Source organism: Nocardia sp. NPDC004123, assembly GCF_053603795.1.
Window position 1 is genome coordinate 80351 of the sequence record NZ_JBSGGG010000015.1, and the last position, 17128, is coordinate 97478.

The window sequence follows — 17128 nt, forward strand, 5'->3', positions numbered from 1 at the left end:
TGCCTCGAGACGCGAGGCCGCCCGATTGGCGACCCAACTCACGACCGCAACATGACAACCCACCCGACCGCCACCCCAGAACCGTTCCACCTTCGGCATACAAAGCTCGGGCAACGGCATCCACGGCGGAATCGACGTCTTGTTCGGCCGGGCCTACGGAGGCGGCGGCGGCAACCCCCTACCCCCTGCGGATAGAGCTACCGCCCCACGAAAATGAGCGCACTACGATTTCTTGTCCGCTTGTAGTTCCCGCGCTTCCCGCTCCATGATTCGTACCCCGGGACCGCTATTGTGCCTTCGGCAGGCCCTGTCCACCGTGCACCCTCAGGCGCATACTCGAACGATGCACACCGTTCTGATCCTGGGTGCGGGATTCGGTGGGCTCGAACTCGCCGCCAGCCTGTCCCGGTCCGTCCCGGACGAGGTCCGGGTGACACTCCTCGACCGTGCCGACGGATTCGTATTCGGTTTCTCCAAGTTGGACGTGCTGTTCCGGGGCCGCACTGTCGACGACGTCCGGATTCCGTACGACACTCTCAACCTTCCGGCCGTGGAGTTCCGCCGCGAAACGGTCACCGCGATCGACCCCGCCAACCGAAAGGTCACCACCGACAGTGGCGGGTACGCGCCGGACACGCTCGTCGTCGCACTGGGTGCGGAGTACGACTGCGGTGCCACCCCCGGATTCGTCGAGGACGGTCACGAGTACTACTCGCTCGAGGGGGTCCACCGGCTACGCCAACGCCTCGACGCCTTCACCGGCGGCACTGTCCTGCTGTCGATCCTCAGCGTCCCGTTCAAGTGCCCACCGGCACCGTACGAAGGTGCACTGCTGCTCCACGAGGAACTCGTGCGACGCAACCTGCGCAGTGCGACCCGCATGCGACTGGTCACCCCGATGGACTCCCCCATCCCGGTGTCCCCCAGCTCCAACACCGCGATCGTCGGCGCACTCGCGGATCGCGACATCGAGTACACGACCGGAACGCGGGTGCGCGCCCTGGATCCGGCCACGCACACCGCGTCGACGCGCGAGGGCGACCTCGCCTATGACCTGTTCGTCGGGGTCCCCCGCCACCGGGTTCCGGATGTCGTGCAGGCCTCCGGACTGACGGAGGGCGGGGTGGACGGCTGGATCCATGTCGACGCGGCCACCCTTGCGACCCCGTACCCGGGGGTGTACGCGCTGGGCGACTGTGCGGACGCCCCCGTGCCCCGGGCGGGCGTGTTCGCCGAGACGGCGGCGCGGACCGTCGCGGCGGACATCATCGCCCGCCTGCACGACAGCCCGCACGGCGGCAGATACCTGGGACAGGGCACGTGCCACATCGAGTTCGGCGGCGGCCTCGTCGGAAAGGTGGAAGCGGACTTCCTGTCCGGCCCGGCCCCGGTGGCTCCGTTCCTCGGACCGTCCGTCGAATTCGCCAGGGAGAAAGCGGAGTTCGCAGCAGACCGTCGGCGGCGCTGGTTCGGGTCCTGAGATGCCGCGACCGGCGGGGCCCGAAGAGGCAACGGCACCCGCCGCGAACGCACTATGAGTCGTCACACCGCGCGGCGCTCCAATTGGGTACCGCGGCGCGGCCCAATCGACATCAGGTCGCTCGGCTCGTCCAGTTCCAGACGGTGCCAACGGCCGCGCGGTACGACGTAGGCGCGGCCGGCTGTCAAACGGACGAGATCCTCTGCCGCGCCGACGGTCTCGGGCCGGAGATACATGCGGATGCTGCCGGTCAGCACGCTCACCAGTTCGTCACCTGCGGGATGCATCTCCCACAGGTCGCCGTGGACATCCACATCGGTCTCGGCGTGGAACATGGCTACTGTCCAGCCGTCCATATCGCCCTGCATGCGGCGTTGCTCGGTCAGCAGTCGCCCGTCGGCGAGTAGTCGCGCTCCGTGCTCGAACAAGTTGACGACGCCGGATTCCATTGGTGTTGCCTTTCTTTCGAGTTGGTCGGCCACGGGAGTCGGCAGTTGGCAACAGTGTGCCCAGCAGGGCGAGGGTGGCCGGGGCAGCCAATCCACCTGCCGGCGAGGCCATCCCGAACGCCAACATGAACCGTGCCATGGCGATCACACCCGGCGCAGTTGATCCGGGTACTTTGTATACACGTACACAAAGTACCCGACGCATGCTCTACCTGTCGATACCCTCGTGCCAAGATGATCGAGTGAGCACTCGCACCGGACGCCCCTCCCGCCTGTCGCGCGCTCAGATCGTGTCCGCGGCGCGCGACCTCGTCGAGGCACAGGGCGTCGAGACGCTGACCATGCGCCGCCTCGCGACCGAACTGGGCGCGACCCCGATGGCCGTATACCGGCATGTACGCGACAAGCAGGAACTGCTCCTGCTCGTCCTCGAGGACATCGCCGCAGGAATGCGCCGCCCCGAACTGCCCGTCGACCCGCGGGACCGCGTCGTGGTCACCGCGCTGGCCATGCACGCCACCCTGGCCGAGGTGCCCTGGATCGTCGAGGTCCTCACCGGCGACGAGTTCTTCGCCCCCGCAGCGCTCTGGTACAGCGAGACGATCGTCGACGCCGCCATGACCTGCGGCCTCAGCGCCGACGACGCGGTATACGCCTATCGAACGATCTGGTACTACACCGCGGGGAACCTGATCGTCCGCGCCTCCACAGCCGGCCGTGACACGGACCGGATCACCTTCCGCGACAAGGTGTTCGCCGAACTGGACCCGGAAACCCTGCCGCGCTTGGCCGCACTCGGCGAACGCTACGCGGAACTCGCCGCCAGGGACACCTACGAGCAGGGCCTGCGCGCCCTGGTCGCGGGTCTGCTCGGACAGCCCACCTGAACCCGCACCGCATACCGCGCTGACCGAACCAGCCAGCGCGAGCGCCCCAAAAATCAACGAGCTCAGATCATCTCGCCCGATCGGGCCCGCCTGGACCTGGATCAGGTCCTGGCCGGGATCCGATCCTGACACCAGTCCCTTACCAGCCGAATGCAGCGCGTGTTGTCGGCCGCTCGGACCCGGCGCGCCTCAGCAGCGGGGACGCGATCAGCTCTCGTGCCGGGCCGCGTCCACGATCCACGCCGCGATCTGGGCGCGAGAGGTGAACCCGAGCTTGGTCAGGATGTGCTCGACGTGAGCATCCGCGGTGCGCTGGGAGATCACCAGGCGGGATGCTATCTGCTTGTTGGTGAGCCCGTCGGCGACCAGGTCCGCCACCTGGCGCTCACGTTTGGTCAGTGTCGTCCCGCCGGCGGACGGGGTGCCGGCCGGTTGTTCTTCGTTCAGCGCGTAGGCGACCACGGCGTTGATTCTCATTGCATGGCCGCGTCGCCACGCCGCATCGAAGCGCGCTCCACCGAGCGCGCGGCGCACGACACGCTCGCAGTCGAGGTGGGCCTCGACCATCTGCGGGAAGTAGATCGCCGCGCCCGGGGCGGTCTGCATCATGTTCGCCGCGGCGCCCATCAGCACGGCGGATCGCTGGTCGTCGGTGCCGGCCGCGATCCATGCGAGCACTTCGAGATCGAGCGCCGCGACGAGAAGGCTGCGCATGCACTGGTTGAGCCGCAGCGATTCCCGCAGCAAATCCTGTGCGCGGGAGCTCTCACCCTGCTGCCACGCCGCGATCCCGGTCATCCCCAGAACGGTCGACCGGAACAGCGACTCGCCGCACGCCTCGGTGATGGCCAGGATCCGCTGATGGCACTCGGCCGCCCGTCCGGTGTCGCCCTGCTGCGCGTACGCCACACCGAGCAACAGCAGCGCGACAACGTGCAGACATCCTCGCGGGTTGGAGCTCAGCACCTCGATGGCTCGATCGATACACGACACCGCGCGCGCGGGCTCATTGAGATAGAGAGCCAGATCACCCTCAGCAAAGGCCATCAGCGCCTGATTCATGGGCGTGGGATCGCGCTCGGCGAGCACCCGCCCCTGCTCTAGCAGGGTGGCTGCCGTCTGGAGGTCCCATTGCCGCGTGGCCATGAAGACGCTGGCGTGCAGCGCCCGGACCTGGTCGGTTGTCGAACGCGCGCAGGGATGGGCCAGGGCGCGGTCGAGCCAGCGGCGGCCTTCACCGAACAAGCCGCGGAAACTCCAGAACACGAAGGAGGCGGCGGTGATGCGCAACCCCGCTTCGGCCGACTGCTCGGTCTGGTCGGACATGCAGAATTCGAGCACCGCACGGATGTTCCCCTGCTCGCGGTCGAGCCGGGCCATCCAGTCGAGTTGCCGGTCGCTGATCAAGTCGGCCTCGGCATCGAGCACCAGCCGTCGGTACCAGTCCCGGTGCCGACGCCGCAGATCCTCGTCCGCGCCGGCCTCCCGCAGCTTGTCCTGCCCGTAGGCCCGTACGGTGTCGAGCATCCGGAAGCGGACCGCACCCGCGGGTTCTTCCCTGATCACAACCGATTTGTCCACCAGCCAGGACAGCACATCGAGCAGCTCTGCCGCCTCGATATCGGTACCGCACACCGCCTCGACGGCGTCGAGTTCGAAACCACCGGCGAACACCGACAACCGGGCCCACAGCTCCTGCTCGGCCGGGCTGCACAGCTGATAGCTCCAGTCGATGCACCACCGCAGGGTCTGCTGCCGTGTCGGCGCGGTGCGGTGGCCCCGGGTGAGCAGCGCGAACCGGTCGGTGAGCCGCTGCAGGATCTGGTCCGGCGACATGGTGCGCATCCGAGCCGCCGCGAGCTCGATCGCCAGTGGCAACCCGTCCAGCCGGGAACAGATCCCGACCACCGCGGCCTTGTTCTCCTCGGTCAGCGCGAATCCGGGCACGACCGCCGCGGCGCGATCGCCGAACAGCATCACCGCATCGTATTTGCGCAGCTCGCGCAACGTCGGCTCACGGCCGGCGGCAGGAACGCTCAGCGGCAACAACCGCCGCACCGCTTCTCCGCCGATATCCAGCGGCTCGCGGCTGGTGACCAGGATCCGCAATCCCGGACACGCCGACAACAACGTCTGGGCCAGGCTTGCCATCGGCTCGGTAACCTGCTCGCAATTGTCCACGAGGAGCAGGGTTTCCCGGGATCGCAGAAACTCGACCAGGGTGTCATGGACCGGCCGGGCCGAATCGACCCGCACGCCGAGCGAGGCAGCGACGATGGGAGCCACCAGCGACGGATCACGCACGTCGGCCAGATCGATCGCCCAGACCCCATCGGCGAAATCGCCTCGAACAGCCGCGGCCGCCTGCAGCGCCAGCCGCGTCTTGCCCACGCCGCCCATCCCGGCCAGCGTCACCAGCCTCGACACGGTCAGCAAGTGCTTGAGCTCGGTCAGCTCGGCGCGCCTGTTGACGAAGCTGGTCAACTCGGGCAGCACGTTGCCGCTGCGTCCTATGCTTCGCGACGAGGTTCCGGTCGCACGCAACTCCTCCGCTACCGTCATGCTCACGTCACGGCGGGTACGGTTCGCGGCGTCGTCGATCATGAGCCGCGTGCAATCCTCTCGGTATCGCTGTGAGCACCGGACATGATCAACTCACCCTTTCGACGGTGCCCAGCCTATCGCCCATAACCAGCGGACATCCAGCTATTCGAAGGTTGCGGCACGGCTATCCACGGGCGCCTCCGCGCCGACCGCGAACACCGGGCAGCAATCCCATGGCGTCGATATCCGAGGTCCTCAGCACCGCCCGGGTACATCGCGACCACGACCGGCAGACGGCGCGGTGGCCACCGACGTCGGCGTGGCCGTGTTCCGCACAACGGCCCTGAAGGTCCTTATCAGCTCGAGAAGATCCGTTGACTGGCTCGAGAAGATCCGTTGGCGGTCAACGGTTCTCGTGCCGGTCGGGACGCACATGCGCGCGCGCATTCTATCGCTTGCGGCAAGATCCGGGGGCGCCGAGCAACCGAAAGCCCGGTCGGCTACTCCTGGGGCTTCGCCCAGCGGCCGCGGGCCTGCTGGATGTGGTCGCGCAGGAAGTGTTCGACAGCGTCCTGATCGCGGGATTCGAGTAGGTCGACGATGGTGAGATGCTCGCGGGCGACGTCGACCAGTTCGCCTTTCTGGGCCAGGGAGGCGAGGCCGAACAGGCGGGTGTGGTCGCGCAGATCGGAGACCAGGTCGTTGAGGCGCGGGTTGTCGGCGTAGCCGAGCAGGGTCAGATGGAAGATCTGGTCGGCCGCCGTGTATTCCACCAGGTCTCCGCTTTCGGCGCCTTCGACGATCTTCTCGGCGAGGGCGCGCAGGTGGGGTATATCCGATTCGGGAATCAGCGGGGTGACCTCGCGGACCACCGGCGGTTCCAGCAGCAGCCGGATGCGGGTGATGTCGTCGAGGTCCTTCTCGGCCACCTCGGTGACCCGGAATCCCTTGTTGGGCACAATCGAGATGAGGTTCTCCCGGGCCAGATCCTGCATGGCCTCGCGGACCGGGGTGGCCGACACCCCGAACCGCGCGCCGAGCGTGGGTGCGGAATACACCACGCCGGGCTCCATTTCACCGGCGATGATGGCCGCGCGCAGTGCCCGCGAGACCTTCTCGCGCAGGCTGACCTTCTCCACCTGGGTGAACTGGTCGATACTCACGTGGTCGGCTCCCCTGCCCGTGATCGATGGATTCGATCGGTTCACGACATTCTATGCCATGTCACGTGGCATAGCCGTCGCCCCCGCGATACCCGGCCCGCAGTCGGCGCAGGCGTCCTCATCGCGCGGCCTCGGCATCGACCGACCGCAGCGACGTGCCTGCGGTCTCCTTCGCCAGCCCGACCGCCAGCACCGAGATCGCCGCGGCCACAATCAGATACAGCGAGATCGGCACCGAACTGTGGAAGCGGTCGAAGAGGCTGATGGCGATCAGCGGGGCCAGCGATCCGGCCAGAATCGGCGCGACCTGATAGCAGAACGACAGGGCCGTATATCGCACATGCGTCGGGAACATCTCGGTCATGAGCGCGGAATACGGTGCGTAGGTGAGGGATTCGACGGCCAGACCGAGGGTGATGGCCACGATGATGACGGCGTAGTTCCCGGTGTCCATCATCGGGAAGGCCAGGAAACCCCAGCCGGCGGTGAGCACGGCCCCGGTGAGATAGACCGGCCGCCGCCCGATCACATCCGACAGCAGGCCCGCCGCCGGAATCATGAAGAAGTGCAACAGGTGCGCCACCAGCATGAGCGCCAGGATCGGCGCGGTGTCCACGTGCACGGCGAGTTTGAGGTAAGTGATCGAGAAGGTCACCACGAGGTAGTAGAGGATGTTCTCGGCGAAGCGCGCGCCGATCCCGATCAGCACCTGTCGCCAGTGATGGCGCAGTACTTCGACGATGCCGAGCGCGTGGCGTCGGTCGGCGTCCGACCGCTGCTGCGCCTCGCGGAAGATCGGTGCGTCATCGACGCTGGAGCGCACCCAGTAGCCGATCAGCACGACGACGGCCGACAGCCAGAAGCCGATCCGCCAGCCCCACGAAAGAAACTGCGCGTCGGACAGATTCGCCGACAGCACCAGCATGACCACGGTCGCCAGGACATTGCCCAGCGGCACGCCCGACTGCGGCCAGCTCGCCCAGAACCCACGGCGATGGTCGGGGCTGTGCTCGCTGACCAAGAGCACCGCCCCGCCCCATTCGCCGCCGAACGCGAAGCCCTGGATCAGGCGCAGCGTCACCAGCAGCGCCGGGGCCCAGTAGCCGATGGCGGCGAAGGTGGGCAGGCAGCCCATCAGAAACGTGGTGATGCCCACCACGACCAGGCTCAGCTGTAGCAAGGCCTTGCGTCCGACGCGATCTCCGAAGTGCCCGAACAGGATTCCGCCGAAGGGCCGGGCCAGGAACCCGACGGCATAGAGCGCGAAGGCGGCGATGATCCCGTCGACGGCATTGCCGCTGGAGCGGAAGAACACCTCCCCGAAGACCAGCGCGGATGCGGTGCCGTAGAGGAAGAATTCGTACCACTCGGCGACCGCGCCGACCATGGCCGCGGCCACGATCCGGCGCAGCGCGCTCGGTGGGGTAGTCGTGCCTGGATCGGATTGCCGTGCTGTCGCGGAGTCGTCAACTGCGGTCATACGCCACCTTCATCTGTGATGTGTGACATTGCACCATAGGGTGGTGACCCCGATCACGCAAGTGGTTGACCGGGTATGACTCCATCGCTTACGGTCTGTGCAATGTCACACGTCACATAGTGACAGGCGGCCGGGGCGCTCTCCCCGGACTCTCACCCGATGGAGGCTCACATGTCCGAAACCACCACGTCGCCGGCGAACAAGCCCTGGCACGGGGTGATCGTCGCGACCACCCTGCCGTTCACCGAGGATCTCTCGGTCGACTACGACGCCTACGCCGAGCACGTACGGTGGCTGGCGGCCAACGGCTGCCACGGCGTGAGCCCCAACGGCTCGCTCGGGGAGTACCAGACCCTCGACGACACCGAACGCGCCCGGGTGGTAACCACCGCCATCGAGGCCGCGCCGCAAGGCTTCACGGTCATGCCCGGCATCGCCGCCTACGGCGCGCTGCAAGCGCGTAAATGGGCCGAGCAGGCCGCCGAGGCCGGCGCCCAGTGCGTCATGCTGTTGCCGCCCAACATCTATCGGGGCAATCGCGAGGTCGTCCTCGATCACTATCGGACGGTGGCCGCGGTCGGTCTGCCCGTCGTGGCCTACAACAATCCGATCGACACCCGCATCGACCTCACCCCGGATCTGCTGGCCGAACTGCACGCCGAGGGGCTGATCGTCGGCGTCAAGGAGTTCACCGGCGATGTCCGGCGCTTCTACGAAATCAAGGAACTGGCACCGGAACTCGACGTGCTGATCGGTTCCGACGACGTGGTGCTGGAACTGGGCATCGCGGGCGCGGTCGGCTGGGTGGCCGGCTATCCCAACGCCATTCCGCAGGTGACCGTGGAGCTGTACAACGCGGCGGTCAACCGCGATCTGGACAAGGCCCTGCCGCTGTACCGGGAACTGCATCCGCTGCTGCGCTGGGACTCCAAAACCGAATTCGTCCATGCCATCAAGCTGTCGATGGACCTGGCCGGGCGACCCGGCGGCGCGTGCCGGCCGCCGCGGATTCCGCTCGCCCCCGGGCTGACCGCCCAGATCACCGCCGACACCGCGGCGGTGCTGGCCAAGGGTTACCGGTAATCCACAGGCGAACAGGCGAATTCGGGAAACGAGGACAACACGATGATCGACACGACAGCCGGATCGATCGCCGACACCACGGCGGCCGAGGCCGACGCCACGGTCGCCGCCGCGGCCGCGGCCGCCCCGGCGTGGGCGGCGCTGGGTGCGGCCGGTCGCGCCCGGGCGCTGACCGACCTCGCCGACCGGCTCGACAGCCGCGCCGCGGAGCTCATCGCCATGGCGCGGAACGAAACCCGGTTGACCGAGGCGCGGCTGACCGGCGAATTGCGGCGCACCACGTTTCAGCTGCGCCTGTTCGCCGAGACCGTGCGCGACGGCGGCTACCTCGACGTACGCATCGACACCGCCGACAACGAGTGGCCGATGGGTGCGCCGCGCCCGGACCTGCGCCGGATGAACATTCCGCTCGGCCCGGTCGTCAATTTCGCGGCGAGCAATTTCCCCTTCGCCTTCTCCGTCGCGGGTGGCGATACGGCCGCCGCGCTGGCCGCCGGGTGCCCGGTCATCGTCAAGGCCAGCCCGGGCCATCCATTGCTCTCACGCGCGGTCGGCGCGATCGTCACCGAGGCGCTGACCGAAAACCATGCTCCGAGCGGAACTTTCGGCCTGGTGTTCGGTGTCGACGCGGGTGTGCGGGTGCTGACCCATACCGCCGTCACCGCGGCCGCGTTCACCGGCTCCACCCGGGGCGGGCGCGCACTGTTCGACATCGCGGCCGCGCGTCCGGTGCCGATTCCCTTCTACGGTGAATTGGGTTCCGTCAACCCGGTTTTCGTCACCGCTGCGGCCGCGGAATCACAGGCCGCTGAGATCGCGGCCGGACTGCTGGGCACACTGTCGGCCAGTGCCGGGCAGCTGTGCACCAAGCCGGGGATCATCGCGGTCCCGGACGGGTCGCCACTGCTCGCCGAACTGGCCCGGTCGGCACCCGAGCCGACCGGTGACATGCTCAATGCCGCAATCGAGGCCGGATTCGTCGGGGCCGTCGAACAATTGCGCACGCACCCGCGGGTGCGGATCCTGAGCGGCGGCGCGGCGGGGCGCACCCTGCTGCTGACCACCACCGCCCAGGACGTGCTCACCGATCCGGACACGCTGATACACGAGATGTTCGGCCCCGCAGCACTGGTGGTGACCTATCGGGAGACCGCCGAACTGCTCGAGCTGGCCCGCGCGGTGAGCGGGCAGCTGACGGTCTCGGTCTTCGGCGACCAGGCCGACGGCACCGCTCGCGCCCTGCTCGGCGAGGCGGCGGGCGCGGCGGGCCGGGTGTTGTGGAACAGCTGGCCCACCGGCCTGTCGGTGACCTACGCGCAGCAGCACGGCGGTCCGTATCCGGCGACCACCGCGCCCGCGGCGACCTCGGTGGGCACCGCCTCGATCGCCCGGTTCCTGCGTCCGGTGGTGTTCCAGTCGGTGCCGCCGGAGCTGTTGCCGCCGGAATTGCGCGACGACAATCCGCTGGGTGTGCCTCGGTCGGTGAACGGGGCACGGGCGCAATGACATTCGACACGTCCGGCACATCGTCCGTGAGGGGGACCGATGTGCTGATCATCGGCGGCGGCATGATCGGCTGCGCGCTCGCCGACGGGCTCGCCGTGGCGGGCCTGTCGGTGCGGATCTGTGAGGCGGGCGAGGTGGCGTCCGGGACCACGGCGCACGGCGAGGGCAACGTGCTGGTCTCGGACAAGGGCCCCGGTCCGGAGCTGGAGCTGGCGCGACTGTCGCGGCGGCTGTGGCCCGAGACGCTCGCGCGCATCGCCGAACGGCTGCCCGGTGCGGTCGCGGCCGTCGAGTGGGAACCCAAGGGTGGCATCGTCGTTGCGACCACCGACGCGGGTGCGTCGGCACTCGCCGCCTTCGCCGGCAGCCAGCGCGCGGTCGGTGTGTACTGCGCCGATCTCGATGCGGCCGCACTCGCGGCGGCCGAGCCGGCCCTCACCACCGAAGTGAGCGGCGCGGTCCACTACCCCGACGACGCGCAGGTCCAGCCGGCCGGCGCGGCCTCGGCACTGCTCGCCGCCGCGACCGCGGGCGGGGCGATCGTCGAAACCCGGTGCACTGTCACCGGTCCGATCGTCAATGGCGATCGGCTGCTGGGCGTGCGGACCACGCGCGGCGACCGGTTCGCCGATGTGGTGATCAATGCCGCCGGGCCGTGGTCGGGTCCGGTGGCGGCGGTGCTGGGCGCGCCGATCGCGGTCAAACCGCGCCGCGGCGATGTGCTGATCACCGCTCCGCTGCCGCCGACCGTCTTCCACAAGGTCTACGACGCGGATTACGTCGGCGCGGTGGGCAGTTCGGATACCGCGCTGCAATCCTCGGCCGTGGTGGAGTCCACCCGGGGTGGCCCGCTGCTGATCGGATCCTCGCGGCGGCAGGCCGGATTCGACGACCGGATCCGCCCCGACAGTCTCGCCGCCATCGCACGCAAGGCACTGCGCCTGTTCCCGATGCTCGCGGACGTCGCGATCATGCGCGCCTACGGCGGTTTCCGTCCCTACGTCGACGACCACCTCCCGGTGATCGGCCCGGATCCGCGCCTGCCCGGACTGTGGCACGCGACCGGCCACGAGGGCGCGGGCATCGGGCTCGCGCTCGGCACCGCGCAGCTGGTCGCCGCCGCCCTCACCGGCCGGCCCGGCGAGGTCGACATCGCGGCCTTCACCGTCGACCGACCGGCGGTCATCACCTCGAGCACGGAGTACGTCTCACCATGAGCCCCAATCTGATTCCCCCGGACCGCGACCGCCTCGGCCGTGCCGACCGGCCGCTGACCATCCGCGCCGACGGCGTCGAGGTGGCGGGTGTGCACGGTCAGACCTTGGCCACCGTGCTGCTCGCCGCCGGGCGCACACACTGGCGCACCGCGCGCGACGGCGGTGGCCGCGGCGTGTTCTGCGGTATCGGCATCTGCTTCGACTGCGTGGCGACCGTCAACGGCGTGCCGGACGTGCGCCTGTGCCGCCGCCCGGCGCGTGACGGCGACACCGTCATCAGTCAGAGCCGAGCGGGCGGGAGCGAGCGATGAACCGGCATGTGGTGGTCATCGGTGGTGGTCCGGCGGGCACGGCGGCCGCGGAAGCGGCGCTGCGGCACGGCGCGTCGGTGACGCTGATCGACTCCAACGAGGCGCTCGGCGGCCAGTACCACCGCCGCATACCGGCGGCCTACGGAGTCCGCCGGCCGCTGGCCATCGGGCACGGGTACGCGGCCGCCGAGCGCCGGGCCCGGCTCCTGGCCGAGCATCCGCGCTGCGAGTATCTGGCGCGGGCGGCGGTGTACCACCTCGAACGGCACCCCGAGGGCGGTTGTCCCACAGTGCGATTGCTCATCGGCGTCGAGGGTGATCGCCGTACGCATCGGGCGGTGCGCGGGGACGCGCTGATCATCGCGACCGGAGCCTACGACCGCGTGTGCCCCTTCCCCGGCTGGGATCTGCCCGGCGTCTACACCGGCGGGGCCGCGCAGACCCTCGCGAAAACCCAGCGGCTGCTCATCGGGCGGTCCGTGCTGGTGTCGGGCACCGGGCCGTTCCTGCTCCCGGTCGCTCACTCCCTGGCCGATGGCGGCGCGCGGGTCCGGGCGGTGCTCGAGGCCAATCCGGCCCGGGCGATCCTGCGGCACTGGGTCGCCCGGCCGTGGGAGCTGCGGCACAGTGCCGGCAAGGCGGCCGAACTGATCGAGTACGCGGGTTCCGGTCTGCGCCATCGAATTCCGGTGCGCACCTCGACCGCGGTGGTCGCGGTCGCGGGCGACGGCCGGGTCGAAGAGGCGACCGTGGCCCGGCTCGACGAACACTGGGCACCGGTGCCGGGCAGCCATACGACCATCGCGGTGGACGCGGTCGCGGTCTCGCACGGCTTCACCCCGCAGCACGAACTCGCGGTAGCCGCGGGCGCGCGCCTGACGCCCGACGGGTTCGTCAGCGTCGACCGGGATCAGCGGACGAGCGCCGACATGGTCTGGGCGGCAGGTGAACTCACCGGAATCGGTGGGGCGCAGGTCGCGGCGGTCGAGGGCGTCGTCGCCGGGATCGCGGCCGCGGGTGGCGATCCGAGCGCCGAGCGCGGCCTGCGCACCCGCCACCGCACCGCCCGGCGGTTCATCGCCCGGCTCGCCGCCGCGCACCCGATCGGCACCGAGGCGGTGGCCTGGTCCCGCCCCGACACCGTGATCTGCCGGTGCGAGAACACCACCCGGGAGGAGCTGACCACGGCCTGGGCGGGCGCTGCGGGCGAGAGCTACCGGGCCGCCAAACTGGCCACCCGCGCCGGGCTCGGGCCGTGCCAGGGCCGCATCTGCGGGACCGCCGTCGCCGCCCTGCGCGCCGCCCAGTCGGCCGGTACCGACGGTGCGGCCTCAGGCGGCCAATGCCGCTACGGCACAGCGGATCTCGCTCCCCTCGGCCTGGCCGCCCCCACCTCCGCCCGGCGTCCCCTGGCCGCCGTCGTGCGATTGCGCGAACTCGCCGAACTCGACACCGAAGGGCAATCCTGATGCACAGCAGCAGAATCATCTCCGCCATCGACACTCACACCGAGGGTATGCCCACCCGGGTGGTCACCGGCGGGGTCGGTCCGATTCCGGGTGACACCATGGCCGATCGGCGCGACTACTTCCTCGAGAATCTGGACGGCCTGCGGAAATTCCTGGTCAACGAGCCGCGCGGGCACGCGTCGATGAGCGGGGCCATCCTGCAACCGGCCACCACCGCCGACGGGCACTACGGGGTGCTGTTCATCGAGGTGAGCGGGCTGCTGCCGATGTGCGGGCACGGGACCATCGGCGTGGCGACCGCGCTGGTGGAGGCCGGCATGGTGGCGGTGACCGAACCGGTCACGGAGATCCGCCTGGACACTCCCGCCGGACGCGTCGTCGCGACCGTGAACATCACTGCGGGCCACGCCGATTCGGTGGCGCTGCGTAATGTCCCGGCCTACTGCGACAGCCTCGACAACGAGGTGCAGGTACCCGGGATCGGCACCGTCCGCTACGACATGGCCTACGGTGGAAACTTCTACGCCATCGTCGATCTCGGCAAGCTCGGGATACCGTTCGACCGCACCCAACAGGATCGGATTCTCGACGCGGGGCTGCGAATCATGGCCGCCATCAATGAATTCCAGCGTCCGGTGCATCTGGAGGACGAGCGGATCGGCGGATGCAAACACGTCCTGTTCCTGGATCCGGCCTCCGAACCCGCGCACACCCGCAATGCCATGGCCATCCACCCGGGCTGGTTCGACCGCTCGCCCTGCGGCACCGGCACCTCCGCGCTGCTGGCCCGTCAGCACGCCCGCGGTCTGCTCTCCGATGGACAAGTGCTGCGCAATGACTCGTTCATCGGCACCACCTTCCACGCCCGCGCGATCGAGACCGTCGACGTCGCCGGACATCCCGCCGTGGTGCCGGAGATCACCGGTCGCGCGTGGTTGACCGGCACGGCCAATTACCTGCTCGACCCGGCCGATCCGTTCCCCGAGGGTTTCGTCTTCTGAGGCTCGCCACTCCCCCGCCGTCCACCACCCCTAGTTGAAGAATCACCACCTGAAAGGCGCGACAATGTCTGTCGTCACCCGCCACCCACGCCCGCCCATCACCCTCGCCGGAGTCATGCGGCGAATGCCTGTCACCGATGCCGATTCCGGCGATTTCACCAAGAGCATGGGCCTGTGGCAACTGGTCGCGCTGAGCCTGGGCGGCCTGGTCGGCGCGGGAGTGTTCTCCCTGGCCGGTGTGGTGGCCAACCAGGTGGCGGGTCCGGCCGTGCTGATCTCCTTCGCCATCGCGGTAGTGGCCTCCGGCGCGGCGGGACTCTGCTACGCCGAATTCGCGGGCATGGTGCCGAAAGCCGGTTCGGCCTACACGTATTCGTATGTGGCGCTGGGCGAGATCATCGGATTCATGATCGGCTGGGATCTGCTGCTCGAGTACACCGCCATCGTGTCGGTGGTGGCGATCGCGGTCTCGGGCTACCTGAACTACATCACCCATTACATCGGATTCGATCTGCCGACCTGGGCGCTCGGCGCGCCCGGCACCGGCGAGGGCCACAAGATCGACCTGTTCGCGGTCGTTCTCTGCCTGTTGCTGGCCTATCTGCTCTCGCGTGGCACCCGTGAATCCGCCCGTGTGCAAACGGGATTGGTGGCGGTGAAGGTGTTGATCGTGGCCATTGTCGTCGTCGCCGGCGCATTCCACATCAAGGCCGGCAACTACACGCCGTTCTTCCCGTTCGGGGTCGGCGGCGCGGTCTCCGGTGCGGCACTGGCGTTCTTCGCGGTCTACGGTTACGACGCCATGAGCGCGGCCGCTGAGGAATCCAAGGACGGCAAGAAGCTGCTGCCCAAGGCCATCCTGATCAGTCTCGGCATCGCCTCGGTCGTCTACCTGCTGGTGTGCCTGGTCATCGTCGGCATGGTGAACTACACCGAAATCGATGTGGCCGCGCCGTTCTCCAGCGCCTTCGACACCGTGGGCATGGGCATCCTGGGCCTGGTCATCGCGGTCGGCGCGGTCGTCGGCGTCACCACCTCCGCGTTCGCCAATATGCTCGCTGTCACCCGCGTCGGCTTCGCCATGAGCCGAGACGGCCTGCTGCCCAACTACTTCGGCAAGACCAGCGAACGCAAGGTACCCACCCGCGTCATCTGGCCGGTCGGCATCGTCTCCGCGCTCATCGCCGGCTTCCTCCCGATCCGCGAGGCCGCCGAACTCACCAACGTCGGCATCCTCATGGCCTTCATCGTGGTGGCGCTCGGCGTCATGCGCCTGCGCCGCACCCGCCCCGACGCCGACCGCACCTTCCGCACCCCCTGGGTGCCGGTCGTCCCCCTCATCGGCATCGGCTTCTCGATCTGGCTCATCAGCCACCTCGACATCGTCACCTGGATCCGCTTCGTCGTCTGGCTGCTCCTCGGTCTCGCCCTCTACGCCACCTTCGGCTACCGCAACTCGACGCTGAACCGAACCGGGATCGGCACCGCCCCTGTGCCGATCGAGAACTGAGCCCCGCCACAGCACAGCGTCGCCCACGGGACAACTGCCCGTGGGCGACTCGTGGATCCGCCCACTCCGCGCAGTGGACTTTCCCTGTGGGACAACATGTCTCAGAGGGGGTTCGTCCAGCGCTTCGGGGCCGCGGCTGCCGAATCGACCAGTCGGCCGCTATTTCACCTGCCCGTGATCACGGCTGGTTGGTGACCCACCCCTGTACGGCCTCGATGAAGTCCGGGCCGCCCATGACGTATCCGCCGACGGTCGCACCGATCAGCGCACCCACGGGGATGCTGAGACCCCAAATCAGGGGAATCATCGCCCCGAGGATGCCGCCCACGATGGCGCCGACGGCGATGCCGGGCAGGTTCTTGTTGACCTGCTCCTTGAGCCGGTCGTAGGAGGTGATGTCCTTCAGTTGCGCAATATCTTCCGCCGTCGGAGTCGGCGTCAGCGTCAGGGTGCGGCCGTCCGCACCGATCTGCTGTGCCATCGCGATCGAACGCCCGTCGACGGCGAGCCATTGCGGCACTTCGGTCACCGCCGCTCCGTCGCCGGACTCGAGCACCACCGCACCATTCTGCGCGACCTCGAACTTGCCATTCTCGACCGTGGCGACAACTGCCCTGTCGACCGGCGAAACGGTGATCTGGTAATTGATTCCATGATCCACACCGGAAGTCGTGTCCTCCGCAGACACCGCGGTCGGCTGTTCTGTTAGGGCCGGCTCCGCATGGGCGGTTGCCGCACTGATACCCACGGCCGAGATTGCCATGAAAACGGCAGCGGTGATTTTCTCGAACGTCATTCGTCGAACCCTCCACTCAGCTACCCCTGATGGGCGGACCGAGTCAGAACCTTAGACGTCGAATTCAATGGTGTGTGGTACGCCACACGCAGTTCGAAGTCGCCGCACTCCCATTTCCCATGCGACCGGCCGAAAAGCCGCATTCCGCGCGGCCCGAATCGGACAGAGCGGACGCGACCGGCAGCGAGACCAAATGCGCCCCACGACATCCTCATTCTGCCGAATGCCGTCC

At 68.6% G+C, this 17128-nt stretch carries 14 protein-coding genes; 9 read left to right on the plus strand and 5 right to left on the minus strand.

All coding sequences use genetic code 11. The features are described 5' to 3' along the window. The first annotated feature begins 343 nt into the window (after positions 1-343). Positions 344-1480: an NAD(P)/FAD-dependent oxidoreductase gene (locus tag ACWEQQ_RS22575; protein ID WP_452349571.1), complete on the plus strand. Its 1137-nt coding sequence runs from the start codon at positions 344-346 to the stop codon at positions 1478-1480. A 62-nt stretch (positions 1481-1542) separates the two neighbouring features. On the opposite strand, the gene ACWEQQ_RS22580 is transcribed toward ACWEQQ_RS22575, so the two are convergent. Beyond that, positions 1543-1929 (minus strand): cupin, encoded by a 387-nt coding sequence (locus ACWEQQ_RS22580; protein WP_452349572.1) that lies wholly within the window; start codon positions 1927-1929, stop codon positions 1543-1545. A 242-nt stretch (positions 1930-2171) separates the two neighbouring features. On the opposite strand from ACWEQQ_RS22580, the gene ACWEQQ_RS22585 reads away from it, so the two are divergent. Further along, a complete protein-coding gene (locus tag ACWEQQ_RS22585; protein WP_452343630.1) occupies positions 2172-2816 on the plus strand; it encodes a TetR/AcrR family transcriptional regulator in 645 nt (214 codons plus the stop codon). Positions 2817-3023: 207 nt separating this feature from the next. Here ACWEQQ_RS22585 and ACWEQQ_RS22590 read toward each other — a convergent pair whose 3' ends face one another. From ACWEQQ_RS22590 to ACWEQQ_RS22600, 3 genes are all read right to left on the minus strand, one after another. Then, positions 3024-5420 carry an ATP-binding protein gene (locus ACWEQQ_RS22590; RefSeq protein WP_452349573.1) on the minus strand — a complete coding sequence of 799 codons (2397 nt, stop codon included), beginning with the start codon at positions 5418-5420 and terminating at the stop codon, positions 3024-3026. A gap of 440 nt (positions 5421-5860) precedes the next feature. Then, complete coding sequence (locus tag ACWEQQ_RS22595) at positions 5861-6523, minus strand: GntR family transcriptional regulator (protein ID WP_379444528.1); 663 nt, start codon at positions 6521-6523, stop codon at positions 5861-5863. A 118-nt stretch (positions 6524-6641) separates the two neighbouring features. Beyond that, entirely contained in the window at positions 6642-8003 is a 1362-nt protein-coding gene (locus tag ACWEQQ_RS22600; RefSeq protein WP_452349574.1) for an MFS transporter, read from the minus strand. A 171-nt stretch (positions 8004-8174) separates the two neighbouring features. On the opposite strand from ACWEQQ_RS22600, the gene ACWEQQ_RS22605 reads away from it, so the two are divergent. From ACWEQQ_RS22605 to ACWEQQ_RS22635, 7 genes are all read left to right on the plus strand, one after another. Beyond that, positions 8175-9086: a dihydrodipicolinate synthase family protein gene (locus ACWEQQ_RS22605; RefSeq protein WP_379379794.1), complete on the plus strand. Its 912-nt coding sequence runs from the start codon at positions 8175-8177 to the stop codon at positions 9084-9086. 42 nt (positions 9087-9128) lie between these two features. Next, positions 9129-10592, plus strand: a complete 1464-nt coding sequence (locus ACWEQQ_RS22610) for an aldehyde dehydrogenase family protein (protein WP_452349575.1) — start codon at positions 9129-9131, stop codon at positions 10590-10592. Between the two features lie 26 nt (positions 10593-10618). Further along, positions 10619-11809 (plus strand): NAD(P)/FAD-dependent oxidoreductase, encoded by a 1191-nt coding sequence (locus ACWEQQ_RS22615; RefSeq protein WP_452343624.1) that lies wholly within the window; start codon positions 10619-10621, stop codon positions 11807-11809. Then, the gene (locus tag ACWEQQ_RS22620) at positions 11806-12120 is read left to right on the plus strand and encodes a (2Fe-2S)-binding protein (protein WP_452349576.1); all 315 of its coding nucleotides are present in this window, start codon (positions 11806-11808) and stop codon (positions 12118-12120) included. Before ACWEQQ_RS22615 ends, ACWEQQ_RS22620 begins: the two co-directional genes overlap by 4 nt. Beyond that, positions 12117-13589, plus strand: coding sequence for an FAD-dependent oxidoreductase (locus ACWEQQ_RS22625; RefSeq protein WP_452349577.1), 1473 nt, complete (start codon positions 12117-12119; stop codon positions 13587-13589). The genes ACWEQQ_RS22620 and ACWEQQ_RS22625 overlap by 4 nt, the downstream gene beginning before the upstream one ends. Next, complete coding sequence (locus tag ACWEQQ_RS22630; RefSeq protein ID WP_452349578.1) at positions 13589-14590, plus strand: proline racemase family protein; 1002 nt, start codon at positions 13589-13591, stop codon at positions 14588-14590. Before ACWEQQ_RS22625 ends, ACWEQQ_RS22630 begins: the two co-directional genes overlap by 1 nt. Before the next feature lie 64 nt (positions 14591-14654). Further along, the gene (locus ACWEQQ_RS22635; RefSeq protein ID WP_452349579.1) at positions 14655-16100 is read left to right on the plus strand and encodes an amino acid permease; all 1446 of its coding nucleotides are present in this window, start codon (positions 14655-14657) and stop codon (positions 16098-16100) included. A gap of 178 nt (positions 16101-16278) precedes the next feature. Here the strand turns inward: ACWEQQ_RS22635 and ACWEQQ_RS22640 are convergent, their stop codons facing one another. Further along, the gene (locus ACWEQQ_RS22640; protein WP_452349580.1) at positions 16279-16896 is read right to left on the minus strand and encodes a hypothetical protein; all 618 of its coding nucleotides are present in this window, start codon (positions 16894-16896) and stop codon (positions 16279-16281) included. Positions 16897-17128 lie beyond the last annotated feature (232 nt).